Source organism: Stenotrophomonas sp. YJH_SMC_37 (assembly GCF_059370035.1).
Map to the genome: position 1 here is coordinate 241,060 of NZ_JCAFTG010000002.1, position 24,189 is coordinate 265,248.

Consider the following 24,189-nt stretch of genomic DNA (forward strand, 5'->3'; position numbering starts at 1 on the left):
GATGCCGATCAGATCACTGTTGCGTGCCGCCGTTCTGTTGGCGGCCTGTGCGCTGGCACCGCTGGTTGCAGCACGTACCCTGCAAGCCGACACCGCTGGCGCAGCGGCGGCCCGGCCGCCGGTGCCGTTGCTGTGGAAAGTGACCGGCCCAGGCGACTCACGCCTCTACCTGCTCGGTTCCTTCCACCTGCTGAAGCCGCAGGACTACCCGCTGTCGCCCGATGTCGAACAGGCGTTCGAGGCCTCACAGCGGGTAGTGTTCGAACTGTCGCCGGAAGACATGCAGTCGCCCCAGCTGGCCAGCCGCATGGTGCAGGCGGCGATCCGCACCGATGGCAGCGAGCTGAAGCGTGATCTGGATGCGGCCACTTGGCAGAAGCTGCAGGCCTTTGCTGCCGAGAACCAGTTGCCGCTGGCGCAGATGCAGGGCATGAAGCCTTGGTTCGTCGGCCTGAGCATTTCGATCGGGCAGATGCAGAAGCTCGGCCTGGACCCGGCGCTGGGCCTGGACCGCCACTTCATGGAGCGCGCGCAGAAGACCGGCCGCAAGACGGCGGGACTGGAGGACATTGATACCCAGATCGGCATGCTTGACGGAATGACGCTGCAGGAACAGCGGCAGATGCTGGCCGAAGCACTGGACCAGGCCGGCAAGGCCGATGAGCAGGCGCGGCTGCTGCATGATGCGTGGCGCCGCGGTGATGATCGCCTGCTGTGGACCAAGATGGCGGCAGAGATGCGCCAGCAGTACCCGCAGCTGTACCAGCGCATCAACACCGGGCGCAACGATGCCTGGGTGCCGAAGCTGCAGCCGTACCTGCAGGCCGGGCAGGGCGGTACGCTGGTGGTGGTCGGCACGCTGCACCTGCTGGGCAGTGATGGCGTGGTCGAGAAACTGAAGGCCAAGGGCTACAAGGTCGAGCGCGTGTGCTCGGCGTGCAAGGCGAAACGCTGACGCATCGTTGGCGCGATGCCAAACAGAACGGCGCGCCAGGGGCGCGCCGTTTTCGTGTCAGCCTGTGAAGCGGCTCAGCGGCGGGTCTTGCTGCCGGTGCCGGTGCCCGGTTCGTTCGGCTTGTTGCCGGTGCCCGTACCGGTGCCGGTGCCGCCCGGGCGCGGGCCACCGAAGCCGCTGCCCATGCTGCGCTGGAATTCCTGCCACAGCTCCAGGTTGCGCTCGGTCAGCTGGTTCATCATCGCCCACGGGGTCTGGCCCAGCAGGTTGCCCATCTGCTGGCGGAACTGTTGCTGCTGGTCGAGGAAGACCTGCATGCTGCGCTCCAGGTAGTTGCCCATGAAGCCCTGCAGGGAATCGCCGTAGAAGCGGATCAGCTGGCTCAGCAGCTGCGTGGACAGCATCGGTTCGCCGTCCTGTTCCTGGTCGGCGATGATCTGCAGCAGGACCGATCGCGTGAGGTCGTCGCCGCTCTTGGCGTCGCGGACTTCGAAGTCTTCACCGTCCAGGATCAGCTGGCGCACGTCCTCGATGGTGATGTAGCTGGAGATCTCGGTGTCGTAGAGACGGCGGTTCGGATACTTCTTGATGATGCGGGTCGCAGCCATGAAGCGGTACTCGTCACAGTAGACGCGCAGCATGGCGCAGTGCAGCAGCGGTTGCAACCGCCCCAGCCCCCGCCAGGCTTGGCTTTCAGGGGCGATCATGTTGCGCAACAAGGGTTTGCGTGCTGCGCAGCATGACCATCGGCAGGGGCCGCCGGTGCATGCCGCGGCGCCCCCTGCGCGGCTCACCAGCCCATGTGGTGGCCGCCGTTGATGTCCAGGTTGCTGCCGGTGATCCACGAGGCTTCCTCGGCCACCAGGAAAGACACGCCATAGGCGATTTCTTCCGGCTTGCCGAGGCGCCCGGTGGGAATGTCGGCGATGATCTTGGCGCGCACGTCCTCCGGAACCGCCATCACCATGTCGGTGGCGACGTAGCCGGGCGAAATGGTGTTGACCGTGATGCCGAAGCCGGCGTTCTCGCGGGCCAGCGAGATGGTGAAGCCGTGCATGCCGGCCTTGGCCGCAGCATAGTTGGCCTGGCCGTACTGGCCCTTCAGGCCGTTGATCGAGCTGATCTGGATGACCCGGCCCCAGCCGCGGCGGCGCATGCCTTCGATGACCGGCCGGGTGACGTTGAACACCGAGTTGAGATTGGTGTTGATCACATCGTGCCACTGGTCCGCGCGCATGCGGTGGAAGGTGGTGTCACGGGTGATGCCGGCGTTGTTGACCAGGATCTCGACCGGGCCCAGCTCGGCCTCGACGGCGCGCACCAGCGCTTCGGCGCTGTCTGGATCGGAGACATCGCCCGGGAAGATCGCCACGTGGTAGCCGCGCTCGGTCATCGCCTGCTGCCAGGCGCGGGCCTTGGACTCGTCGCGGTAGTTGGTGGCGACCCGGTGGCCCTGGTCGGCCAGGCGTTGGCAGATGGCGGTACCGATGCCGCCGGTTCCGCCGGTGACCAGTGCGACGCGAGATGTCATGGAGTGCTGTCCGGGTATCAGGTGGGTGAAGGGGGATTCTGCAACATCGGCGCGGAAAGTGCGCCGGCCGGCAACAGGACGTCGGTCCGCGGCAGCCGCGCCGGGTCGAACGCCCGTTGCGCAGCCTCCAGCAGCGCATCCCGCTCATCGGCGCCGTCCAGTGCGGCAGGCGCCTGGCCCAGCAGCTGCCAGAGCGCGCGCAATACCGGCACCGGCCGCGTGCTGTCCACCGGCAGCGACGCCAGCGACTTGGACAGTTTGTGCCCCGGGGCATCGAGCAGCAGCGGCAGGTGCCAGTAGCGTGGCACGGCCAGGCCCAGCGCCTGCTGCAGCAGGATCTGCCGCGCGGTGGAATCGAGCAGGTCGGCGCCGCGCGCCACTTCGGTCACGCCCTGTTCGGCGTCATCGACCACCACGGCCAACTGGTAGGCCCAGCAGCCATCTGCACGGCGCAACACGAAGTCGCCAATCTCGGCATGCACGTCCTGCTGCTGCGGGCCGCGCAGGCCATCGTCGAAGTGCACGATGCTGCCCGGCGGCACGCGGAAGCGGACGGCAGGGTCCGGTCGCGGTTGCCGCGCAACGCAGCGGTGATGGATGCCGCCGTTGGCAGCCAGTTCGCTGCGGCTACAGTGGCAGATGAAGGCCTGGTCGCTGGCCAGCAACACATCCAGCGCGGCCTGGTAGGCCTCGCCTCGCGCGCTCTGCCACAGGACCGGGCCGTCGTGGACCAGTCCGAACGCAGCCAGTGCCTGCAGCTGCGACTGCGCGGCGCCGGGCACGGTACGCGGCGGGTCAACGTCTTCGATGCGCAGCCGCCACAGGCCGCCATGGTGGCGGGCCAGCAGCCAACTGCCGAAGGCGGCAAGCAGGGATCCGGGGTGGAGCAGGCCGGTCGGCGAGGGCGCGAAACGGCCGCAGGGAATGGGGGAGGTCATGCTGGCTGAATCGTCGGTCAGGTTGGCGCTTGAATTCAAGCTGACCACGCCGCAAATTGACCGGTATCGACCCCTTCCGAGCCGGATTTTCCCATGTTTACCCGCATTGCCCTGTTCCTGGCGACCAACTTCGCGGTCCTGATCCTCGCCAGCATCGTGATGTCGCTGGCGGGAACCGACCCGAGCAAGATGAGCGGTCTGCTGATCATGGCCGGCATCTTCGGTTTCGGTGGCTCCTTCATCTCGCTGCTGCTGTCCAAGTGGATGGCCAAGCGCTCCACCGGTGCGGTGGTGATCACCGAGCCGCGCAACCAGACCGAGCGCTGGCTGCTGGCCACGGTCGAGCGCCAGGCCAAGGCCGCCGGCATCGGTATGCCGGAAGTGGCGGTCTATGACGGCCCGGAGATCAATGCCTTCGCCACCGGCGCCAACCGCAACAACGCGCTGGTGGCGGTGTCCACCGGCCTGCTGCACAACATGAGCGAGGACGAGGCTGAAGCGGTGCTGGGCCACGAGATTGCCCACGTCGCCAACGGTGACATGATCACCATGGCGCTGCTGCAGGGCGTGCTGAACACCTTTGTGATCGTGCTGGCCCGCGTGGTCGGCGGCATCATCGACAGCGCGCTGTCGGGCAACCGCGAAGGCGGTGGCCGTGGCTTCGCCTACTACATCATCGTGTTCGTGCTGGAGATGGTGTTTGGCCTGTTCGCGACGATGATTGCCATGTGGTTCTCGCGCCACCGCGAGTTCCGCGCCGATGCAGGCGGTGCCTCGCTGGCGGGCCGCCAGAAGATGATCGCCGCGCTGGAGCGCCTGCAGTTGAACCACGGCCAGAGCACGCTGCCGACCCAGATTGCCGCCTTCGGCATTTCCGGTTCGACGGCCAAGAAGCTGTTCATGAGCCACCCGCCGCTGGAAGAGCGCATCGCCGCGCTGCGGGCGTCGACGGTGGCGTAACTCTCTGCTCCTTGTTAGTGCAGGAACGCCTGGCCCCGCGCCGGGCGTTTTTGTTTTGCGCGCGCACGCATTGGTGGCGCCAGGCGATGCCTAGGATCATTTCCGCGACCGCGGAGGGGTGTCACTTTCTTTGCGCGCAAAGAAAGTAACCAAAGAAACGCTCCGCCAGCCGCGAGCCGTCGCTACGCGCCGGTACCCTGCGCTTCTCGGTGAATCAGGGGACGGCGCCGAACTCGCTGCGCTCAGACACCGGCGCCTCTTCGCCCCTGATTCCCCTGCGATGCTCGGCTCGCTCAAGGCGGACTGGAAGATCAAGATCAAGATCGACAGCATCCACACGTGGCGCGGATCTACTGGGTTCAGCTGTGGCATTTGACGTTGGGTCCGCCTTGAGCGAGCCGAGCACCGCAGGTCCGGCGAGGGCGAAGAGGTGCGGGTGTCTGAGCGCAGCGAGTTCCCGCACCGTCCCTCGACGGTCCGAGGAGCGCAGGGTACCGGCGTGCGCAGCACGTCGGCTCGCGCCCCGGCGGCGTGTTTCTTTGGTTACTTTCTTTGCACGAGCAAAGAAAGTGACACCCCTCCGCGGTCGCGGAAACGACTCTCCGTGCGCACAAACGAAAACGGCACCTTCGCAGATGCCGTCCCCATGAACCGCTTTACGCGAAACCTCAGAACTTCGCGTCGAACTCGGCGGCGTAGCCGGTGTTCACCAGCACCTTCTGCAGCGACTCGGCCACCTTCAGGTTGCCGGCTACGATCTGGTGGGTCTCCGGGCCACGGTTGTCCATGCGGCCCAGGGTCGCGCCCTTGAAGTCACAGACCTTGCCGCCCGCCTCGCGGACCAGCAGCAGGCCGGCGGCGATGTCCCACGCCTTCACGCCGGCTTCGAAGTAGGCGTCGGCGCGGCCGCAGGCCACGTAGGCCAGGTCCAATGCGGCCGAACCGGTGCGGCGGATGTCCTCGCCGTGCACCAGCAGGGCGTCGACCGCCTTCAGCTGGGCACTGGCGCGGCTGCGCTCGCGCGGGGCGAAGCCGGTGTGGATCATCGTGCCTTCCAGGTCCTTGCGGTCGGCCACGCGGATGCGGCGGTCGTTCAGCACGGCGCCGGCGCCACGGCTGGCGGTGAACAGTTCATTGCGCAGCGGGTCGAAGATGACCGCATCGGTCGGCTCGCCGTTCTCGACCAGGGCGATCGACACACAGTAGTGCGGCACGCCGCGCAGGTAGTTGCTGGTGCCGTCCAGCGGGTCGATGACCCACATCTGGCGGCGCTCGCCCTGCACGCCACCTTCTTCACCGAAGATGCCGTAGTCCGGGTAAGCGCGCTTGAGTTCCTTGACGATGACCTTTTCCGCGTCCGCATCCACTTCGCTGGCGTAGTCCATCCGGCCCTTCTGCACCACGTTCAGTGCCTCGAGCTTGTTGATGTTGCGCAACAGGACGTTGCCGGCGAGGCGGGCGGCCTTGACCATGACGGTTACGGCGGGTTTCTGCATGGCGTGGGCTCCCGGAAAGGCAGAAGAGATGGACTGGCGGGGGAAAAGAGCGGGTCCGGCGCAGTGGCCGGCCGCACAGTTTACCATTGGTCATCGTCCAGCTCGACCTTTTCCCTGTTCATGTCCCAGTTTCCCGCCGCCACCCGCCTCCGATTCGTCCTGGTCGGTACCCAGCACCCCGGCAACATGGGGGCCGCCGCCCGCGCCCTGAAGACCATGGGCCTGGCCCGCCTGGTGCTGGTCGCCCCCGAAAAACCACTGGACGAGGAGGCCTTCCGCCGCTCGGCCGGTGCCGAAGACGTGCTGGGGGAGGCCCCGGTGGTGGCCACCCTGGCCGAGGCCGTGGCTGATTGCCGCCTGGTGCTGGGCTGCACCGCCCGTGCCCGCCGCGTGCAGCTGGAGGAGTACCTGCCGGCCGATGCCGCCGCCAGAGCAGTGGCCAAGGCGGGCGAGGGCGCCGAGGTGGCGCTGGTGTTCGGCCGCGAGCGCACCGGCCTGACCAACGAGGAACTGCAGCTCTGCCATGCGGCGGTGCACATCCCGTCCGATCCTGAGTTCAGCTCGCTCAACCTGGCGGCCGCCGTACAGGTGCTGGCCTATGAAACGCGCATGCAGCTGCTGGGCGCGCAGCCGGCCCCCAATGCCGAGCCCGGCTTCCGCGAACAGGCCGCCAGCCATGAGCAGATGGAGAGCTTCTTCGCCCAGCTCGGCGACACGCTGGACGAGATCGATTTCCACAAGGGCCGCGCGCCGGAATCGGCGATGCGCAAGCTGCGCCGCCTGTTCCTGCGTAGCGAGCCAAGCGAGCAGGAAGTGCGCCTGTTGCGCGGCATCCTCGCCGACACCCAGCGCATGGCGCGACTGGCACAAGCAGGCAACAAGAACAGCTGACGACGTTCTCATTTTTTCGGGTAGTCTGTCTGGATACCCAGGGGGGGATGAAGCCTGTGTCGGGTCTGCGAAAGGCAATGCAGGGGGGACTGCTGAGCCTGGCCATGGTCCTGCTGGCCGGGACGGTGCGTGCAGCACCGGACCACGTGCTGGTGCTGGGCCGGATCAGCGATGATCCCAAGGCCCACTACGAGCAGCTTCAGCCCTTGCTGGATTACGTGGTGGCGCGCATGCACGACGTTGGCATCAAGGAGGGGAGGATCCTGATGGCACGCGATCCACAGCAGATGGCCAGCTATCTGCGGCGCGGTCGTGTCGACTGGGTCACGGAAACCTCGGGTACGGCGGTGGCGCTGGGCCAGCGCAGTGGCGCCCGTCCGCTGCTGCTGACCGAGCGCAACGGTGTGCGGGAGTACCAGACGGTTTTCTTCGTGCGCCGCGACAGCCCGATCCAGCGCATGCAGGATCTGCGGGGCCATCGCCTGGCCCTGCAGAACACGGCGTCCACCAGTGCCTACCTGGTGCCGGTGATGACGTTGCTGCAGGAAGGCCTGTCGCCGCAGATCCTGGCCGGTGCATGGGACATGCCGGGCCCAGATAGCGTGGGCTACGTATTTGCACGCAGCGAGCTGAACATCGCGACGTTCGTGCACAAGGGGGTGGTTGACGTGGGAGCAGTGAGCAGCGTGGACTGGAATGACGAACGGCGGATGCCAGCAGCGTTCCGGCGCGACTTCCGCGAGCTGCTGCGCACCGAACCCTACCCGCGTGCGGTGGAGATGGTCCGCGCCGACCTTGATCCACGCGTGCGCGATCGCCTGCAGGAAGTGCTGCTGCAGGCGGCCGGCGACCCGAGGGCACGGGGAGCGCTGCATCGGTTTTTTGGCACTTCCGGGTTCCACCGCGTCGATGCGCATGCGCAGCAGCGGCTGGATGAATTGAAACAAGGATTGACGCGCGTGCGGATGGAAGTGGAATGAAGTGGCTTGGCTCGGGGATGCAGGCCCGGTTCCTGCTCGCGATGGGCGGGGCAATGGTCGTGGTGATCGCGATCCTGGCAGTGTTGTTGGGGCGGCAAGCGGCGATGCAGGGCGAGGTGCGCAACCTCAGCGGTGGCGTCATCCATGAATTGTTCGACCGCAGCGTGCGCAGCCGCGGCGAGGCGATGGCGCGCGAGTTGTCCGATGCGCTGGCCAACCCGTTGTACTACCGTGACCTGGACCAGGTTGGCGTACTGGTGCGCAGTACTGCGCGCCAGCCCGTGGTGCGCTACGTGCTGGTGTTCGACGAACGCGGCCGGCTGGTTCACGACGGCTCGGTCGAAGTATCCGGTTTCGGCCAGCCGATGGCTGATCCTCTTGCACCCAGGGCCGCGGCTGCGCAGGCGCTGGTCGTGCAGGAGTCGCCGAAGGTGCTCGACAACACCATGCCGATCATGGTCGGCAACCAGCGCATTGGCGGCGTCCGCGTCGGCATGGCGCTGGATGAGGTGCAGCAGCGCGAGCAGGCAGCCAACGCCACCTTGGGCGAACGCCTGCAGCAGGTCGGCAGCCGTCACCTGGGCTGGCTGCTGTTGATGCTGGGCCTACTGGTGGTGATCGGCGTGGTCGTGATCGTGTACGTGCAGCGTACTCTGGTTGCGCCGATCCGTGATCTCGCCGTCGCTGCCCGTCGCATCGAGGCGGGCGACTACCAGACGCCGCTGGCCGAGAACACCCGCGACGACGAGGTGGGTGAACTGGTGCGCGGTTTTGCCCGCATGCGTGATGCGATCGCCCGCCATGACCGCGAAGTGCGGCGCATGGCCTATACCGACGCGTTGACCGGGCTGACCAACCGGCTGGCATTCCGCGAGGCGCTTGATCATCGGTTGATGGCTGCCCGTGCCGCCAATCACCGGTTGGGCCTGTTGTTCGCCGATATCGACGACTTCAAGCGAGTCAATGACACCCTTGGCCACGAAGCTGGCGATGAAGCACTGCTGCAGTTTGCACAGCGTATCGATCGCGCGGTCACCGAAGCCGGGGGCGATGAAGCCCTGTTGGCGCGCTTCGGCGGAGATGAGTTCGTGATCCTGGTGGGCGATGGTGATGTGGCCGCAAATGCGCGGCTGCTGGCTGAAGTGCTGGTGCGGGAGCTGGGCAAGCCGCTGGTGGTGCAGGGCCGGGAACTGTTCCTGGGTACCTCGATCGGCGTGACCCTGTTCCCTGACGATGCGGCCGATGCCACCACCCTGCTGAAGAACGGCGACATTGCCATGTACCAGGCAAAGATGGCGGGCAAGAACTGCTATCGCTATTACAGCCGGGCGATGGACCATGCAGTCGAGCGTCGCGTGCATATGGAACAGGAGCTGCGCGGCGCCTGGGAGCGCGGCGAACTGCGCCTGGCCTACCAGCCGATCTTCCGCATGCGCGACCGCCGCATGGTCGGCGTTGAAGTGCTCCTGCGCTGGCAGCACCCGACCCTGGGCACGATCCCGCCTTCGGTGTTCATCGAGGTGGCCGAGCAGAGTGGCCTTATCGAAGTCATCGGCCCGAAGGTGCTGCGTGCGGCCTGCATGGAGGCCGCGCAATGGCCGCGCGGGACGGCCGGGGACGACCTGTTCGTGTCGGTCAACGTGTCGCCACGGCAGTTGCGCGGCGGCGAACTGCCGGCACTGGTGGCGCAGTGCCTGCATGAGTCCGGGCTACCGGCCTCGCGCCTGCATCTGGAGCTGACCGAAACCGCCGTGATCGGCGACGAGATGGTGGCCGCACAGCTGCTGGACAAGCTGCACCGCACCGGCGTGAAGGTCTGGCTGGACGATTTCGGCACCGGCTTCTCCGGTCTCAGCCATCTTCGCCAGGTACCGGTGGACGGGGTGAAGATCGACAAGAGCTTCGTGGCCGACATGCAGCGCGATCCCGACGATCTGGCGCTGACCACGGCGATCATCGCCATGGCCCACGCACTGGGCATCACCGTGGTGGCCGAGGGCATCGAGCAGCAGGCGCAGTTCGACCTGCTGGTGCAGCGCGGCTGCGATCTTGGCCAGGGCTACTGGCTGAGTCATCCGGTGACCGCCACCGAAGTGGTGCGGATGATTGAATCGGGCCTCTGACCGATACAAAAAAAGGGACGGAGGGGATTAAGTCGCTTACGCATTTGCGACTTAATCCCCTCCGTCCCCTTTTTTGGGGCTACAGCGGACGCTTGCTCGGGTCGCCGGGCAGTTCGCGCACCAGTTTCGGGATCAGATAACCGGACAGGCGCGCGGTCAGGCCGGCAATCAGCGCCTTGGCCTGGGCGTCATCCACTTCGAAGTGGGCCACGCCCTCGACCCGGTCCAACTGATGCAGGTAGTAGGGAAGCACGCCGGCGTCGAAGCTGCGCTCGCTCAGGTCCTGCAGGGCCTGCACGCTGTCATTGACCCCGCGCAGCAACACCGCCTGGTTCAGCAGTTGGGCGCCGGTAGCGCGCAGGCGGGCCATCGCCGCGTCCACGCTGGCGTCGAATTCATTGGCATGGTTGGCGTGGACCACGATCGCCAGCGGCCAGGGCAGACTGCCCAGCCAGGAGACCAGCTCATCGTCCACGCGCTCGGGCAGCACGATCGGCAGCCGGGTGTGGATGCGCAGGCGGTGGATATGCGGGATGGCGCGCAGGGCATCGGTCAGTTCGACCAGCTTGTGCGTGGCCAGCGACAGTGGGTCACCGCCGGACAGGATCACCTCGTCGATGTCCGGGTCGGCGGCGATGGCGGCTACGGCCTCCTGCCAGCCACCCTTGGCGGCGTTCTCCGCGCCATAGTCGAAGTGGCGGCGGAAGCAGTAGCGGCAGTTGATCGCGCAGCTGCCGGTGGCGACCAGCAGGGCGCGGCCACGGTACTTCTGGATGACGCCGGTGGCCTTCCTGGCGGCGCCATCGCCCACCGCATCGAAACTGAACCCGGGCGCGGGACGCATTTCCTCGTCGATCGGCAGCACCTGGCGCAGCAGCGGATCGGCCGGATCACCCTTGCGCATGCGGGCCACGAACCCCTCCGGTACGCGCAGCGCGAACTGGGCCATTGCCGCTTCCGAGACGCCCAGCGCGGCCGGGTCCAGCTGCAGCCGGGCCAGCAGGGCCTGTGGGTCGCGCAGTGCCTGGCGCCAGAGCTGCTGCCAGCGCGCGGGCGCGCCTGGCGACTGGGGCCGGGGGAAGGCGGAAAGCTGCATGGAGAGGGGGCCTGCGGTTATCATGGGGGCAGAAAAACAGTCGCCCACCGGCATCCGGTGGGCTTTCCATTCTAACGGCTCGCCGCACCCGCGGCGTTTCTGCCACTCAGGAGTTTACGCATGGCCAGCTACGGCATGAACGACGTCAAGAACGGGATGAAGATCCTGGTCAACAACCAACCGGCCGTCATCATCGACACCGAATACGTCAAGCCGGGCAAGGGCCAGGCCTTCACCCGCGTGAAGTACCGCCTGATCAAGGACGGCCGTACCCAGGAAGTGACCATGAAGTCGACCGACTCGCTGGATGCAGCCGACGTCGTCGACACCGACATGAACTTCATGTACAGCGATGGCGAGTACTGGCACTTCATGGATCCGGAATCCTTCGAGCAGGTCCAGGCCACCAAGGCCGGCATGGGCGGCGCCGAGAAGTGGCTGAAGGGCGAGGAGTCCTGCGTGGTCACCCTGTGGAACGGTGAGCCGATCTTCGTGCAGCCGCCGAACTTCGTCGAGCTGAAGATCACCGAGACCGATCCGGGCGTCCGTGGCGACACCTCGGGCGGCGGCGGCAAGCCGGCCACCCTGGAAACCGGCGCCGTGGTCCGCGTGCCGCTGTTCGTCAACCAGGACGAAGTGATCCGCGTCGACACCCGTTCGGGCGAGTACTCCGCACGCGTCAAGTAATCCGGCGCAGCCGGATTACCTGTAGAGCCGAGCCATGCTCGGCTTTCCGGGCATAACCCGGAACCCGTTGCTGGCGCCCATGGCGCCGCAGCGGACAGCCGCCGGGCATGGCCCGGCGCTACCGCCTCCCGCCAGGCCCTTCTCCAATAGCCAGTGAGCCCGCATGAGCGATAGCCCGCACCTCCCCGAAGCCTGCGACCTGCTCATCGAAGCCGGTTACGTCGTTCCGATCGAGCCGCATGCGGTGGTGCTGGAAGACCATGCCGTCGCCGTGCGTGGCAGCGAGATCGTGGCCATCCTGCCGCGTGCCGAGGCGCGCGCGCGCTTCCGTGCCGCCCAGGTAGTCAGTCGCCCCGAGGCCGCGCTGATGCCGGGCCTGGTCAACGCCCACACGCACAACCCGATGACCCTGCTGCGCGGCGTCGCCGACGACCTGCCGCTGATGACCTGGCTGCAGCAGCACATCTGGCCGGTGGAAGCGGCGGTGATCGGCCCCGAATTCGTTGCCGACGGCACCACCCTGGCCATCGCCGAGATGCTGCGCGGCGGCACCACCTGCGCCAACGAGAACTACTTCTTCGGCGACGTGCAGGCCGCGGTCTACAAGAAACACGGTTTCCGCGCGCTGGTGGGCGCGGTCATCATCGATTTCCCCACCGCCTGGGCCAAGACCGACGACGAGTACTTCGCCAAGGCCGGTGAACTGCACGACCAGTGGCGCACCGATCCGCTGATCGCCACCGCGTTCGCGCCGCATGCGCCTTACACGGTCAACGATGCCAACTTCGAGCGGGTGCGGATGCTGTCCGACCAGCTCGACATGCAGGTGCATCTGCATACCCACGAGACCGCGCAGGAAATCAACGATTCGATCAGGCTGCACGGCCAGCGCCCGCTGGCGCGGCTGGATCGGCTCGGCCTGGTCAACGACCGCCTGATTGCGGTGCACATGACCCAGCTGACCGATGCGGAAATCCACCTGTGCGCCGAGCGCGGCGTCAGCGTCGTGCATTGCCCCGAATCCAACCTGAAGCTGGCCTCCGGTTTCTGCCCGGCCTGCGCCCTGCAGCGCGCAGGCGTGAACCTGGCGATCGGTACCGATGGCTGCGCCAGCAACAACGACCTGGACATGTTCAGCGAGAACCGCACCGCGGCGATCCTGGCCAAGGCCGTGGCCGACGACGCCACTGCACTGGATGCGGCAACCACGCTGCGCGCGTCCACGCTGGGTGGCGCACGCGCGCTGGGCTTCGGTGACCGCATCGGCTCGATCGAAGTCGGCAAGCAGGCCGACCTGGTCTGCGTCGACCTGTCTGCGCTGGAAACCCAGCCGCTGCACAACGTGCTGTCGCAACTGGTGTACGCCACCGGCCGCCAGCAGGTCAGCGACGTCTGGATCGCCGGCAAGCCGAAGCTGGTGCAGCGCGAGCTGGTCGGCATGGACCTGCCGGGCATCATCGCCAACGCGCGCCAGTGGCGCGAGCGCATCCGTCATATCCGCGCCTGATCCCTGGCGCCGCAAGGACCCCTCATGACTGCCCCCCACGCTTCCTCCAATTTCGATCAGGCCGAGCTGGACAAGTTCGCCGCGCTGGCCAACCGCTGGTGGGATGCTGACGGCCCGCAGAAGCCGCTGCATGCGCTGAACCCGGTGCGCCTGAAGTACGTCGCCGACCGCGTGCCGTTGCGTGGCGCGCGCGTGCTCGACATCGGCTGCGGTGGCGGGCTGCTGAGCGAAGCACTGGCGCAGGCCGGCGCCGACGTCACCGCCATCGACCTGGCCCCGGAACTGGTGAAGGTCGCGCGCCTGCATGCGCTGGAAAGCGGCGCCAAGGTCGACTACCGCGTGCAGGCCGCCGAGGATCTGGCCGCCGAGCAACCGGGCAGTTTCGATGTGGTCACCTGCATGGAAATGCTCGAGCACGTGCCAGACCCGGGCGCGATCATCGAGGCCTGCAAGCGCCTGCTGAAGCCGGGCGGCCACCTGTTCCTGTCGACCATCAACCGCACCGCGGCCGCCTTCGCGGTGGCGATTGTCGGCGCCGAGTACGTGGCGCGCCTGCTGCCCAGGGGCACCCACCACTACCAGGAATTCATCAAGCCGGCCGAGCTGGCGCGCTGGCTGCGCGAGGCTGATGTGCAGCTGGTGGATGTCAGTGGCATGGCTTACGAGCCGTGGCGCAACCATGCCCGCCTGAGCAGCCGCACCGACATCAACTACCTGGCCTATGCGGTCAAGCCGGCATGACCGCTGCACGCTTCCCGCGCGCGGTGCTGTTCGATCTGGATGGCACCTTGCTGGACAGCGCGCCGGACTTCGTCGCTACCTGCAACGCGATGCTGGCCGAACGTGGTCGTGCACCCATCGATCCGGCCGCACTGCGCCCGGTGGTGTCGAAGGGCTCGCGGGCGATGGTCTCGGCTGCCTTCCCGGAACTGGACGTCGCCGCACGTGACGCGCTGATCCCGGAATTCCTGCAGCGCTACGAAGCGCTGATCGGCCAGCACGCAGTGCTGTTCGACGGCGTGGCCGGCATGCTCGCCGCGCTGGATGAGGCCGGTACGGTATGGGGCATCGTCACCAACAAGCCGGAGTACCTGGCGCGCCTGATCCTGCCGCAGCATGGTTGGCAGCAGCGCTGCGCGGTGCTGGTCGGCGGTGACAGCCTGGCCGAGCGCAAGCCGCACCCGCTTCCACTGCTGCACGCTGCGCAGGCCATTGGCGTTGCTGCCGAAGACTGCGTGTACGTGGGTGACGACGAGCGCGACATCATCGCCGCGCGGGCCGCGGCCATGCCGTCGGTGGCGGCGCTGTGGGGCTACCGCCTGCACAGCGACGATCCGCTGGCCTGGCAGGCCGACGTGCTGGTCGAGAACGCTGAACTTCTGCAACTGGCCAGTCTCTGGCCGACCCGGCCGGCAGCCCCGGCCCAGCCGTAAGGAATGGTGTAGTGAGCAGTACCGCGCTGGACAGTTTCCTCGACAAGTGGCGCAGCCGTTGGCCGGAATGGTCGGTGGCCGCCCCGTTCGTGGCCGAATCGCAACGCGAGCTGGCCGTGGCGTGGTTTGCGCTGCTGCAGGAGTTCGACGACATGCTCAACACCAGCGGCGACCCGTTGCCGGCCGACGCCAAGCTGGCGTGGTGGGGCGAGGAGCTGCGCAGTTGGGCCGGGCATCGTTCGCGCCATCCGCTGGGCCGGCTGCTGGAGCCGGTGCGTGCGCCGTGGGCGCAGTTGGCCGAAGCGCTGCCGGATCTGGTTGAAGCACGCACCGTCGCGCCCGATGCAGCCGGCGCCGAGCGCGCGCTGGCCAACTACGCCGAGGCCGTAGCCGCAGTGGAGGCAACCTTGTTCGCGGACAAGCCGCGCACCGGTGCCGGTCGCGCGGTGCAGCTGCAGACCCTGGCCCAGCGCTTGCAGGATGCCGGCGTGGCCGGTGTGCCGCGCAGCCTGCTGGACGGTGATGCCAGCACCGCTGCGCAGCGCTGGGCGCAGCATCTGTTAAAGGGGTGGGGCACCCGCGTGCCCGGCCCGCGCCCGCGCCGCGTGTGGTCCAGCCTGGCACGTGCCCGTGTGGCCGCGCAGGCCGCAGGCAAACCAATCGAAGCCACTCCGGTGCGCACCCTGCTGCGCGTGTGGTGGGCCGCGCGCGGTTGATCCCGCGCTCCGCCGGGCATGGCCCGGCGCTACCTCGCGCGGTTGATTGAATGCTGTCTGCAGAGCCGAGCCCATGCTCGGCCCATCTCTGCGCGACAGCAGCCGAGCGTGGGCTCGGCTCTACAACAGTGGCTCACCGCTGCACCGGGCGATGGGCGTTATTTGCGCTCCAGCACCAGCAGCGGGTCGATACGGGTCTCGAACCAGTTCATGCCCCAGTGCAGGTGCGGGCCGGTGGCACGGCCGGTGGCGCCGACGGCAGCGATCACCTGGCCCTGCTCCACACGGTCGCCGACTTTTACGTCGATGCGCGACAGGTGCAGGAAGTTGGAGCTGACCCCGAAACCGTGGTCGAGCAGCAGCGTGCCACCGGTCAGGTACAGGTCGGGGCCGGCGAAGGTGACGATGCCGGCGGCCGGTGCCTTTACCGGCGTGCCGGTCGGCACCGCGATGTCCATGCCGGAATGACCGGCACCGGGCTGGCCGTTGTACACCCTCGCATTGCCGAAGCGGCCGCTGATGCGGCCCTGGACCGGCCAGATGAAGGTCTGGGTGAAGTCGGTACGGTCGTCGTCGCGCGAACGTGCAGCGGTTACCTGCGCCTGTTCGCGCTTGATCCGCTCGGCAATCGCCGCCGGCGGATTCACCGTCTTCGGTGGCACCCCGTTGACGCGCTCGGTGGGCCAGTCGCGCGGCGTCACCGCGATGGTTGCGGTCTCGCTGCCACCATCGGGGCGTTGCACCTGCACGTGCAGCGGACCCTTCTCGTCGCGGCCGATGCCGAACACGACGCTGCCATAGCCGCTCACCCGCAGCTGGCGGCCGGCGTACTGCACGCGGCTGCCAGCGGGCACCTTGCCGATCACCAGCGCGCCCTGTGACGCACTGGCCGGGAACACCACGCGGCTGTCGATCAGGCTGCCGATGCCGTCCTGTGCCTGCGCCGACGGTGCGGTGAACAGGGGCGCGGCCAGCAGCAGCGCTCCGAACAGAAGTGCCGAACGCATCAGCGGTCGTAGGTCATGCGCTGGCCGGCGGGTTCGCCCACCAGCTTGCTGCCGTCCCACACCAGCTGGCCGTTGACCCAGGTGGAGGCGATGCGCGAGCGGAAAGTGGTGCCTTCAAACGGCGACCAGCCGCACTTGGACAGCACGTCCTCGCGCTTGACGGTGAACGGCACGTCCTCCACCAGCACCAGGTCGGCAAAGTAGCCTTCGCGCAGGAAGCCGCGTTCTTCCACGTCGAACAGCTGCGCCGGCGCATGTGCGAATTTCTGCACCACCTGCTCGCGGGTCAGCTTGCCTTCGTGCACCCGCTCCAGCGCGGCCACCAGCGCGTACTGCACCAGCGGCAGGCCCGACGGCGCCTGCGCGTAGGGCTTCTGCTTCTCCTCCCAGGTGTGCGGCGCGTGGTCGGTGGCCAGCACGTCCAGCACGTCATCGGCCAGTGCAGCGGTGATTGCCTCGCGGTCGGACACTTCCTTGATCGCCGGGTTGCACTTGATCAGGTTGCCCTTGGTCGCGTAGTCCGGGCGCGCGAAGTGCAGGAAGTGCACGCAGGTTTCGGCGGTGATCTGCTTGCGGCTGCCATCGGCGCGGATCAGCGGGCCCTTCTCGAACAGCGCCAGCTCGTCGGCGGTGGAGATGTGCAGCACATGCAGGCGGGTGCCGTGCTTGCGCGCCAGCGACATCGCCAGGCGGGTCGACTTGATGCAGGCCTCGCGCGAACGGATATCCGGATGCATGTCCGGGGTCAGCGCGTCGCCGTACTTTTCCTGGAAGGCCTTCAGGTTGGCATCGATCATCGGCGTGTCTTCGCAGTGCGTGATGATCGGGGTCGGGCATTCGCGGAAGATCGCATCCAGCGTTTCCGGGTTGTCCACCAGCATGTTGCCGGTAGAGGCGCCCATGAACACCTTCACGCCCGGGGCCTTCTTCGGGTCCAGCGCACGGATCGCTTCGAGGTTGTCATTGCTGGCGCCATGGTAGAAGCCGTAGTTGGCCCAGGCGCGGCCGCGCGCGAGCTCGTACTTGGCTTCCAGGATGGTTGAATCCAGCGTCGGCGGGTTGGTGTTGGGCATGTCCATGAAGCTGGTCAGGCCACCGGCCACGGCCGCCGCCGATTCGCTGGCGATGTCGCCCTTGTGGGTCAGGCCCGGTTCGCGGAAGTGCACCTGGTCATCGATCATGCCGGGAAGCAGCCAGCGCCCGGCCGCGTCCACCACCTGCTCGCCGTCGCGCGGCGCCAGCCCATTGCCGATCTGCGCGATGCGGCCGTTCTCGATGCGCAGGTCGCCGTCGAAGGTGCGGCCTTCGTTGACCATCCGGGCGTTGGTGATGAGCGTGGAGGACATGTCAGTGTTTTCCTGTGCAACGGCAAGAGGGGGCGTGGTTGGATTCGGGCACCGGGTCGAAGCCGCCGGGGTGGAACGGGTGGCAGCGGCCCAGCCGGCGCGCAGCCAGCCAGCTGCCGCGCAGCGGGCCGTGCCGCGAGATGGCTTCCATCGCGTATTCAGAACAGCTCGGCACGAAACGGCAGCGTGGCCCCAGCAGGGGGCTGATGAAGCGCTTGTAGAAGCGCAGCAGGGCAATGAGCAGGCGCGAGATCACCCAGTCATCTTATGCCAGTTGGCATGAAGGCCGCATTTGTGCAGGATGGGCCGTTGGTCGCATGTCGCCGATGGCCTGCGACCGGTACCAGCACCTTCGGGTGCTGGCCAGGTTCCGTACCGCGCAAGGCGGTCCGTGTTCGTCGGACTGCCCATTGGGCGCCTTGGCTCCAGGACTGAATGGGGCAGGGTGCCGAGGTTGCTGCTGCGGGTCGGGTAGGCTATAAAGGCCCGCTTTCCCGGGCCCCGGGGAATCCAAGGAAGAGCGTTTCGTGGCTGCTAAAAAAACTGCAAAGAAGGCCGCAACGGCCGCCAAGAAAACCGCCAAGCCTGTTGTGAAGAAGTTGGCGGCAAAGCCCGTTGCCAAGAAGCCGGCCAGCAAGCCGGCGACCAAGGCAGCGTCCTCGCAACCGGCGGCCAGGAAGGCCACCGCAAAGAAAACGCCGGTCAAGGCAACCAAGCCGGTGGCGAAGAAGGCCGCTGCGCCCGCCAAGGCCAAGCCAGCCGCTGCCAGCAAGAAGGCGCCGGTGAAGAAGACCGTCAGCAAGGCTGCGCCGGTGAAGAAAGCTGCCGCCAAGCCGGTGGCCAAGAAGGCCGCCGCCAAGCCGGCGCCGAAGGCGGTGGTGAAGAAGGCTGCAGCCAAGCCGGTCGCCAAGCCCGTAGCAAAGAAGGTCGCTGCGGCCAAGCCGGTCGCCACGCCTGCCGCTGTAAAGAAGGGTGCCAAGAATGTTGCCGCACCGGCCGTAAAGCCGGCCCCGGCCCCAGTAGTGAAGTCCGCACCGAAGCCTGCTGCCAAGCCGGCTCCGGCCAAGCCTGTCCCGGCCAAGACCGTGGCAGTGGCAGCAGCCCAACCGGCCTCCAAGCCGGCCCCGGCCGCCGCTCCTGCCGCTTCGAAGGCCCCGCAATCCAAGAATCCCGTGCCCGTTTCGAAATCGCCTGCCAAAACCGCCGTGAAATCCGATTCCGCCCCGAAGACCGTGTCGCGCCCTGTCGGCAAGGTTGCCGTGGCCGTCGCCGCCCGCTCGGCAGCACCGGCCCCGCGCAGCAAGTACAAGGTGGTCGAATACAAGACCGACGAGGCCACCGGCCGCCCGATCCTGCCGGCTGGCTACAAGCCGTCCTCGGAAGAGGAATACATGAGCCCGCTGCAGCAGGAGTATTTCCGTCAGCGTCTGCAGAACTGGCGCGCGGACCTGGTGGAAGAGTCCAAGCAGACCATCGAGAATCTTCGTGAGGAAGTGCGTGACATCGGCGATGAAGCCGAGCGCGCGACCCGCGAGACCGAGAACTCGCTGGAACTGCGTACCCGCGACCGCTACCGCAAGCTGATCGGCAAGATCGACAGCACCCTGAAGCGCCTGGAAGCGGGCGACTACGGTTACTGCGTCGACACCGGTGAAGAAATCGGCCTGGAGCGCCTCGAAGCGCGCCTCACGGCTGAACGCACCATCGACGCCCAGGAGCGTTGGGAGCACCTGCAGAAGCAGCAGGGCGACTGATTCCTGCTCGTTGTGTGGTCATGCGAAAAACCCGGCCTCGGCCGGGTTTTTTGTTGGGGTGGTTGGCTGAGTAGAACGGCGCCTTCCGCGTATCAGAGGGAGCCTGCGGGTGGGTCCGGGCAGGACACGCTGCAAGTACATCCCTGTAAGCTCGGCCGCGGCATCCATGCCGCGGACGGTCCTGCCCGGACCCACCCGCAGGCTCTCGACGGTTTCCTGCGTGCGCGGCCGATGTAGAGCCGAGCCCACGCTCGGCTCAGGCCGACAAGAGCGGTCATGCGTGCGCTCGCGGCTGTTGAGTCCGCCTTGTAGCGAGCCGAGCACCGCAGGGGAATCAAGGGCGAAGAGGCCGCTCTATCCTGTAGAGCCGACTGCTAGTCGGCTGGCTCTCCGCGCCGTCCCCTGATTCACCGAGGAGCACAGGGCACCGGCGCGCAGCGCCGGCTCGCGGATGGCGGAGCGTTTCTTTGGTTACTTTCTTTTCGCGAAAAGAAAGTGACACCCCGCCGCGGTCGCGGAAAAGGGCTGCCGGGCATGGCCCGGCGCTACCAATGCGTCGGCGCACGTAAAGCGGCTGTCGCGGAAACGACGAGCCGACGCTACTGCAGATCACGCAAATTCAGTTTCCGCAGCGTCGGGTTCTTCCACGCGGTGATCCCGGCCACGCTCAGCACCGCAAACCCACCCAGCACCACGGCCGGCACCAGGCCGAGCAGCTTCGCCATCGTGCCTGCATAGAACGCGCCCAGCTCGTTGGACGAACTGATGAAGATGCCGTTGATCGACGACACCCGGCCGCGCATCTCTTCCGGCGTGGCCAACTGCAGGATGGTCGATCGGATCACCACCGAGATGCCATCGAAGGCCCCGTAGAACAGCAGGATCAGCGCTGACAGCCAGAAGTGCTGCGACAGGCCGAAGCCGATCACGCACAGGCCGAAACCGGCCACCGCGAACAGCAACACGCGGCCGGCATTGCGGTGCAGCGGGTGGCGGGCCAGCCACAGGCCCACGCACACCGAGCCGAGCGCCGGCATCGCGCGCAGGATGCCCAGGCCTTCCGGACCGTGGTGCAGGATCTCGTGCAGGAAGGCCGGCAGCATCGCCACCACGCCGCCCAGCAGCACCGAGAACATGTCCAGCGCCATCGCCCCGACCATGATCCGGTTGCCGACCACGAAGCGCGCGCCTTCGGCGATGCTCTTGAAGATCGGCGCGGCCGGACCGGTGTGCACCGGTTCTTCCACCTTCAATGTAGCCAGGCAGGCCATCGCCACCAGCGCAAAGGCCGTAGCCACCGCGTAGGAGAGGCCCTTGCCGCCGAAGCCGACCAGCACGCCGCCCAGCGCCGGGCCGGCGACCATGCCGGCCTGGAACACCACCGCGCCGAGGCCTGCGCCGCGCGCGAACTGATCGCGGGCCAGCACGCGGGCGAACAGTGCGTTGTAGATAGGTGACAGGAAGGCGCGGACCATGCCGGTCAGGGCGATGGCTGCATAGATGGGCCACACGTCTTCAAACGGCAGCCAGCCCTTGGCCACGCTGGTCAGTACCAGCGCGGTGGCGATCAGCCCGGAACAGGCCGCCATGCCCAACCGACGCCGCGGCAGATGGTCGACCAGGTAGCCGGCGAATGGCGCCACGCAAAAGAACGGCAGCACCTCGGCCAGGCCGATCAGGCCCAGCGAGAACGGATTGCGGGTGACTTCGTAGATGTGCCAGCCGACGGTGACTGCCACCACCTGGTAGGACAGCATCGCGAAGATGCGGTAGGCCAGCAGCTTGGCGAAGCCGGGCCGGGACAGCAGGCCCAGCGCGGTGTCCTCGGCTGTGGCAGGCTCGTTCACGACGGATCGCGCTGCAGCTGGGTCTGCGCGGTCTCGCGGATGAAGGCCAGCATCGCAGCCACACCATTGCTGCGGGTCGGAGACAGGTGGCGGGCCAGGCCGATGTCCTGGATATAGCTCGGTTCGGTGTCCAGGATCTCCCGCGCCGAGCGCCCGGAGTACACGCGCAGCGCCAGGAAGATCAGGCCGGAGACGATGGCCGAATCACTGATGGCATGGAAGCGCAGCGACTGCGCATTGCCTTCCGGCACGATCCAGACCATCGACTGGCAGCCGAGCAGGCGATGCTCTTCGGTCTTCCATTCTTCCGGGAAGGCCGGCAGCTTGCGGCCGAGGTCGATCAGGTACTGGTAGCGCTCGGACCAGTCGCCGAAGAAGCCGAATTCCTCGGCGATGGCGGTCTGGGCCTCGGCGGCGGTGGGTTCAAGCGGGAACGGGGAGTCGGTCACAACAGTCTCTACAGTGGGGGCATGGCCGGCGGGCCGGCCACGGGGCAGGGCAGCAGGTCAGCCGCGCTTGCGCGACCAGCGCACGCCCTGCGGGGTGTCTTCCAGCACGATGCCTTCGGCGGCCAACTGGTCGCGGATGGCATCGGAACGGGCGAAGTCGCGCGCCTTCTTGGCCGCAGCGCGCTCGTCGATCAGGCCCTGGATACGGGCATCGTCGCCGTCAGCGCCCGCAGCGGTACCAAACCACTGCGCCGGATCGGCCTGCAGAAGGCCCAGTGCCAGGCCGGCACCGAGCAGCTCGGCCTTCAGGCGCGACTGTTCGGCCGGGTCCGTGGCACGACGCGCCTCGGCCGCGATGCGGGCCACTTCGGCCAGCGCCTGCGGGGTGTTGAGGTCGTCGTCGAGGGTCGCTTCGACCGTGGCCGGAATCACCGCGCTGGCCTCGACCGAGGCCAGTTCGCGCAGGGTGCCGTACAGGCGGTCCAGCGTACGCACCGACTGTTCGATCAGCGCATCGGACCAGTCCAGCGGTTGACGGTAGTGGGCCGACAGCAGGGCCAGGCGCAGTGCCTCCGGCGGATGCTGGCGAACCAGGTCATGCACGCGCTCGATGTTGCCCAGTGACTTGCTCATCTTGGCGCCGCCGAAGTTGAGCATGCCGTTGTGCAGCCAGTAGCGGGCGAAGATCCTGCCGCCATGCGCGCATTCGCTCTGCGCGATCTCGTTTTCATGGTGCGGGAACTGCAGGTCGACGCCGCCGGCATGGATGTCGATGGTCTCGCCCAGGTGGGCGGCGGCCATCGCCGAGCATTCGATGTGCCAGCCCGGGCGGCCACGGCCCCAGGGCGATTCCCAGCCGGGCAGGTCGTCGCTGGATGGCTTCCACAGCACGAAATCGCCCGGATCACGCTTGTAGGGGGCGACATCGACGCGGGCGCCAGCCAGCATTTCTTCCGGGTCGCGGCGGGAGAGCTTGCCGTAGCCATCGAAGCTGGCCACCGCAAACAGCACGTGGCCTTCGGCGGCATAGGCATGACCACTGGCGATCAACTGCTCGATCATGGTGATGATCTGCGGCATGTGCGCGGTCACTTCCGGTTCGATGTCAGGCGGCACCACGCCCAGCGCGGCCATGTCTTCACGGTAGGCGGCGGCGAACCTGTCGGTGATGGTGCTGATCGGCACCCCCTGCTCGCGCGCGGCGGTGTTGATCTTGTCGTCCACGTCGGTGATGTTGCGGGCGTAGCGCAGTGCGCCGAAACGCCGCCGCAGCAGGTCGGCCAGCACCCCGAACACCACCGGGCCACGGGCGTTGCCGATGTGCACGTAGTTGTAGACCGTGGGGCCGCACACATACAGGGTCGGACAGGCCGGGTCGAGCGGGGTGAACGGTTCGAGCTGGCGAGTCAGGTTGTTGTGCAGGCGCAGGGTCATGGGGCTGTGGCTGGGGGACAAGTCTGTGATTTTAGAACGTGTCGCTCCCTTTGGGGGCGCTGGTTGCCACCGGTGGACGCCGGAGGGAGCCAGGGTGGGGTGGGCAGGAGCGGCGTGGACGGGTAATGTTCAGCCCCTTGCGCTCGCCACTGCCTACACTATCGCCGTGTCCTTGCTCCCGTCGCCACTGAAATCCACCGCATTGCTGACCCTGGCCTGCCTGTCGGCGCTGCCCGCCGTGGTGCTGGCGCAGGAGGCCGAGCCCCGCAACCGGGTGGTGATCGTGGAGAACGTGAAGTTCGACTACGCCCAGGTACTTAACGTCGAGCCGGTATTCCAGACCCTGCGCGCGACCCGTACCGAGGAACATTGCGAGCCGGTGTCGACCCGCACCCTGGCCCCGGTCAACGTGACCGGCGAGGAGCCGGTCGAGGACAAGGGCCGGATCAGCCGTTTCTGGGACTCGGTGCGCTCGATATTCAAGCGCAGCGACGAGGAGCCCTCCGAAGAGGCCGGCCCCGAAACGCCGGCCCCGGCGCCTGCCAACAATGGCCCGATGCTGACCCGTGACTGCCGCATCGTGCCGGTGGGGCGTGAATTCCGCCGGCCCATCGCCTACGACGTGGACTACGTCTACAAGGGCACCAAGTATCGGTCGCGGCTGCCGGAAGACCCGGGCAACCGGCTCAAGATCCGGGTGTCGATCACCCCCTGGGTCGGTCCTGAGCAGGGCGCCGCCGGCAATCCCTGATTCTGCGACCCCGGCCCCTTGCGCCGGTCACGGCCGCATGCAAAGATATTCGGCCATGAAGCTCACCGACTTCCAGCACGACAGCAGCGCAGCCCGACAGGCGTCGGGCATGACCTCGCGTGCGCGTCGACCGGAACCCCACATTCTCGCTGGGTAACCGGAGCTTTTTGCTGTTCGTCCGAAAAAAAACCCAGCCCGCCGGCTGGGTTTTTTCGTTTCCGCGTTCTGAAAGCTGCAACTGCAACCTTTTCGTTTTCACCTTTGCTTCCTGTTTTCCCTTCCACCGCG

At 67.2% G+C, this 24,189-nt stretch carries 23 protein-coding genes; 12 read left to right on the top strand and 11 right to left on the bottom strand.

Translation table 11 applies throughout. From position 1 onward, the window contains the following. Position 1 precedes the first annotated feature (1 nt). Positions 2 to 955 (top strand): TraB/GumN family protein, encoded by a 954-nt coding sequence (locus tag AC5P8J_RS03615; protein ID WP_021204168.1) that lies wholly within the window; start codon positions 2 to 4, stop codon positions 953 to 955. A gap of 74 nt (positions 956 to 1,029) precedes the next feature. On the opposite strand, the gene phaR is transcribed toward AC5P8J_RS03615, so the two are convergent. The 3 genes from phaR to gluQRS all read right to left on the bottom strand — a co-directional run bounded on the left by phaR (position 1,030) and on the right by gluQRS (position 3,424). After that, complete coding sequence (gene phaR, locus AC5P8J_RS03620) at positions 1,030 to 1,563, bottom strand: polyhydroxyalkanoate synthesis repressor PhaR (protein WP_031270734.1); 534 nt, start codon at positions 1,561 to 1,563, stop codon at positions 1,030 to 1,032. 182 nt (positions 1,564 to 1,745) lie between these two features. Then, positions 1,746 to 2,486 (bottom strand): beta-ketoacyl-ACP reductase, encoded by a 741-nt coding sequence (locus tag AC5P8J_RS03625; RefSeq protein ID WP_495216610.1) that lies wholly within the window; start codon positions 2,484 to 2,486, stop codon positions 1,746 to 1,748. 17 nt (positions 2,487 to 2,503) lie between these two features. After that, entirely contained in the window at positions 2,504 to 3,424 is a 921-nt protein-coding gene (gene gluQRS, locus AC5P8J_RS03630; RefSeq protein WP_495216611.1) for a tRNA glutamyl-Q(34) synthetase GluQRS, read from the bottom strand. A gap of 93 nt (positions 3,425 to 3,517) precedes the next feature. Between gluQRS and htpX the strand changes: the two genes are divergently transcribed. After that, complete coding sequence (gene htpX, locus AC5P8J_RS03635; protein ID WP_251103395.1) at positions 3,518 to 4,384, top strand: protease HtpX; 867 nt, start codon at positions 3,518 to 3,520, stop codon at positions 4,382 to 4,384. 668 nt (positions 4,385 to 5,052) lie between these two features. Here htpX and AC5P8J_RS03640 read toward each other — a convergent pair. Further along, positions 5,053 to 5,880, bottom strand: coding sequence for an inositol monophosphatase family protein (locus tag AC5P8J_RS03640; RefSeq protein ID WP_005417749.1), 828 nt, complete (start codon positions 5,878 to 5,880; stop codon positions 5,053 to 5,055). Between the two features lie 120 nt (positions 5,881 to 6,000). Between AC5P8J_RS03640 and AC5P8J_RS03645 the strand changes: the two genes are divergently transcribed. The 3 genes from AC5P8J_RS03645 (at position 6,001) to AC5P8J_RS03655 (ending at position 9,874) form a co-directional block, all read left to right on the top strand. Next, the gene (locus AC5P8J_RS03645; RefSeq protein WP_495216612.1) at positions 6,001 to 6,771 is read left to right on the top strand and encodes an RNA methyltransferase; all 771 of its coding nucleotides are present in this window, start codon (positions 6,001 to 6,003) and stop codon (positions 6,769 to 6,771) included. A gap of 77 nt (positions 6,772 to 6,848) precedes the next feature. After that, on the top strand, positions 6,849 to 7,751 hold the full coding sequence (locus AC5P8J_RS03650) for a phosphate/phosphite/phosphonate ABC transporter substrate-binding protein (RefSeq protein ID WP_032953776.1): 903 nt from the start codon (positions 6,849 to 6,851) through the stop codon (positions 7,749 to 7,751). Next, positions 7,748 to 9,874: an EAL domain-containing protein gene (locus tag AC5P8J_RS03655; protein ID WP_206621274.1), complete on the top strand. Its 2,127-nt coding sequence runs from the start codon at positions 7,748 to 7,750 to the stop codon at positions 9,872 to 9,874. Before AC5P8J_RS03650 ends, AC5P8J_RS03655 begins: the two co-directional genes overlap by 4 nt. Before the next feature lie 79 nt (positions 9,875 to 9,953). Here AC5P8J_RS03655 and epmB read toward each other — a convergent pair whose 3' ends face one another. Then, a complete protein-coding gene (epmB, locus tag AC5P8J_RS03660) occupies positions 9,954 to 10,994 on the bottom strand; it encodes an EF-P beta-lysylation protein EpmB (protein ID WP_152525815.1) in 1,041 nt (346 codons plus the stop codon). A 96-nt stretch (positions 10,995 to 11,090) separates the two neighbouring features. Between epmB and efp the strand changes: the two genes are divergently transcribed. From efp to AC5P8J_RS03685, 5 genes are all read left to right on the top strand, one after another. After that, positions 11,091 to 11,657 (top strand): elongation factor P, encoded by a 567-nt coding sequence (gene efp, locus AC5P8J_RS03665; RefSeq protein ID WP_005410381.1) that lies wholly within the window; start codon positions 11,091 to 11,093, stop codon positions 11,655 to 11,657. 163 nt (positions 11,658 to 11,820) lie between these two features. Next, complete coding sequence (locus tag AC5P8J_RS03670) at positions 11,821 to 13,164, top strand: TRZ/ATZ family hydrolase (protein ID WP_019660513.1); 1,344 nt, start codon at positions 11,821 to 11,823, stop codon at positions 13,162 to 13,164. Between the two features lie 24 nt (positions 13,165 to 13,188). Then, positions 13,189 to 13,905 carry a bifunctional 2-polyprenyl-6-hydroxyphenol methylase/3-demethylubiquinol 3-O-methyltransferase UbiG gene (gene ubiG, locus AC5P8J_RS03675; protein WP_495216613.1) on the top strand — a complete coding sequence of 239 codons (717 nt, stop codon included), beginning with the start codon at positions 13,189 to 13,191 and terminating at the stop codon, positions 13,903 to 13,905. After that, entirely contained in the window at positions 13,902 to 14,597 is a 696-nt protein-coding gene (locus tag AC5P8J_RS03680; protein ID WP_058979670.1) for a phosphoglycolate phosphatase, read from the top strand. The genes ubiG and AC5P8J_RS03680 overlap by 4 nt, the downstream gene beginning before the upstream one ends. A gap of 11 nt (positions 14,598 to 14,608) precedes the next feature. Beyond that, entirely contained in the window at positions 14,609 to 15,313 is a 705-nt protein-coding gene (locus AC5P8J_RS03685; RefSeq protein WP_019660510.1) for a squalene/phytoene synthase family protein, read from the top strand. Positions 15,314 to 15,471: 158 nt separating this feature from the next. Here the strand turns inward: AC5P8J_RS03685 and AC5P8J_RS03690 are convergent, their stop codons facing one another. Genes AC5P8J_RS03690 through yidD form a run of 3 tightly spaced genes read right to left on the bottom strand, consistent with a single transcriptional unit; the run spans position 15,472 to position 17,922 of the window. Then, positions 15,472 to 16,320, bottom strand: a complete 849-nt coding sequence (locus AC5P8J_RS03690) for a M23 family metallopeptidase (RefSeq protein WP_164144710.1) — start codon at positions 16,318 to 16,320, stop codon at positions 15,472 to 15,474. Next, complete coding sequence (locus tag AC5P8J_RS03695; protein ID WP_111097867.1) at positions 16,320 to 17,666, bottom strand: dihydroorotase; 1,347 nt, start codon at positions 17,664 to 17,666, stop codon at positions 16,320 to 16,322. Before AC5P8J_RS03695 ends, AC5P8J_RS03690 begins: the two co-directional genes overlap by 1 nt. Before the next feature lies 1 nt (position 17,667). Continuing rightward, positions 17,668 to 17,922: a membrane protein insertion efficiency factor YidD gene (yidD, locus tag AC5P8J_RS03700; RefSeq protein ID WP_010486626.1), complete on the bottom strand. Its 255-nt coding sequence runs from the start codon at positions 17,920 to 17,922 to the stop codon at positions 17,668 to 17,670. A 271-nt stretch (positions 17,923 to 18,193) separates the two neighbouring features. On the opposite strand from yidD, the gene dksA reads away from it, so the two are divergent. Next, the gene (dksA, locus tag AC5P8J_RS03705; RefSeq protein WP_111097866.1) at positions 18,194 to 19,420 is read left to right on the top strand and encodes an RNA polymerase-binding protein DksA; all 1,227 of its coding nucleotides are present in this window, start codon (positions 18,194 to 18,196) and stop codon (positions 19,418 to 19,420) included. A 599-nt stretch (positions 19,421 to 20,019) separates the two neighbouring features. Here dksA and AC5P8J_RS03710 read toward each other — a convergent pair. Genes AC5P8J_RS03710 through cysS form a run of 3 tightly spaced genes read right to left on the bottom strand, consistent with a single transcriptional unit; the run spans position 20,020 to position 23,150 of the window. Continuing rightward, positions 20,020 to 21,267, bottom strand: coding sequence for an MFS transporter (locus tag AC5P8J_RS03710; RefSeq protein WP_021204182.1), 1,248 nt, complete (start codon positions 21,265 to 21,267; stop codon positions 20,020 to 20,022). Beyond that, a complete protein-coding gene (locus tag AC5P8J_RS03715) occupies positions 21,264 to 21,716 on the bottom strand; it encodes a SufE family protein (protein ID WP_021204183.1) in 453 nt (150 codons plus the stop codon). Before AC5P8J_RS03715 ends, AC5P8J_RS03710 begins: the two co-directional genes overlap by 4 nt. Before the next feature lie 57 nt (positions 21,717 to 21,773). Then, a complete protein-coding gene (gene cysS, locus AC5P8J_RS03720) occupies positions 21,774 to 23,150 on the bottom strand; it encodes a cysteine--tRNA ligase (protein ID WP_021204184.1) in 1,377 nt (458 codons plus the stop codon). Between the two features lie 187 nt (positions 23,151 to 23,337). Here cysS and AC5P8J_RS03725 point away from each other — a divergent pair, with 187 nt between their 5' ends. After that, positions 23,338 to 23,901 (top strand): glycine zipper 2TM domain-containing protein, encoded by a 564-nt coding sequence (locus AC5P8J_RS03725; RefSeq protein WP_026347073.1) that lies wholly within the window; start codon positions 23,338 to 23,340, stop codon positions 23,899 to 23,901. The last annotated feature ends 288 nt before the right edge of the window (positions 23,902 to 24,189 follow it).

Excerpts from the sequence above, each read along its gene's own strand:
- AC5P8J_RS03615 (WP_021204168.1), top strand. The coding sequence starts at position 2 with ATGCCGATCAGATCACTGTTGCGTGCCGCCGTTCTGTTGGCGGCCTGT.
- phaR (WP_031270734.1), bottom strand. The coding sequence starts at position 1,563 with ATGGCTGCGACCCGCATCATCAAGAAGTATCCGAACCGCCGTCTCTAC.
- AC5P8J_RS03625 (WP_495216610.1), bottom strand. The coding sequence starts at position 2,486 with ATGACATCTCGCGTCGCACTGGTCACCGGCGGAACCGGCGGCATCGGT.
- gluQRS (WP_495216611.1), bottom strand. The coding sequence starts at position 3,424 with ATGACCTCCCCCATTCCCTGCGGCCGTTTCGCGCCCTCGCCGACCGGC.
- htpX (WP_251103395.1), top strand. The coding sequence starts at position 3,518 with ATGTTTACCCGCATTGCCCTGTTCCTGGCGACCAACTTCGCGGTCCTG.
- AC5P8J_RS03640 (WP_005417749.1), bottom strand. The coding sequence starts at position 5,880 with ATGCAGAAACCCGCCGTAACCGTCATGGTCAAGGCCGCCCGCCTCGCC.
- AC5P8J_RS03645 (WP_495216612.1), top strand. The coding sequence starts at position 6,001 with ATGTCCCAGTTTCCCGCCGCCACCCGCCTCCGATTCGTCCTGGTCGGT.
- AC5P8J_RS03650 (WP_032953776.1), top strand. The coding sequence starts at position 6,849 with ATGCAGGGGGGACTGCTGAGCCTGGCCATGGTCCTGCTGGCCGGGACG.
- AC5P8J_RS03655 (WP_206621274.1), top strand. The coding sequence starts at position 7,748 with ATGAAGTGGCTTGGCTCGGGGATGCAGGCCCGGTTCCTGCTCGCGATG.
- epmB (WP_152525815.1), bottom strand. The coding sequence starts at position 10,994 with ATGATAACCGCAGGCCCCCTCTCCATGCAGCTTTCCGCCTTCCCCCGG.
- efp (WP_005410381.1), top strand. The coding sequence starts at position 11,091 with ATGGCCAGCTACGGCATGAACGACGTCAAGAACGGGATGAAGATCCTG.
- AC5P8J_RS03670 (WP_019660513.1), top strand. The coding sequence starts at position 11,821 with ATGAGCGATAGCCCGCACCTCCCCGAAGCCTGCGACCTGCTCATCGAA.
- ubiG (WP_495216613.1), top strand. The coding sequence starts at position 13,189 with ATGACTGCCCCCCACGCTTCCTCCAATTTCGATCAGGCCGAGCTGGAC.
- AC5P8J_RS03680 (WP_058979670.1), top strand. The coding sequence starts at position 13,902 with ATGACCGCTGCACGCTTCCCGCGCGCGGTGCTGTTCGATCTGGATGGC.
- AC5P8J_RS03690 (WP_164144710.1), bottom strand. The coding sequence starts at position 16,320 with ATGCGTTCGGCACTTCTGTTCGGAGCGCTGCTGCTGGCCGCGCCCCTG.
- AC5P8J_RS03695 (WP_111097867.1), bottom strand. The coding sequence starts at position 17,666 with ATGTCCTCCACGCTCATCACCAACGCCCGGATGGTCAACGAAGGCCGC.
- cysS (WP_021204184.1), bottom strand. The coding sequence starts at position 23,150 with ATGACCCTGCGCCTGCACAACAACCTGACTCGCCAGCTCGAACCGTTC.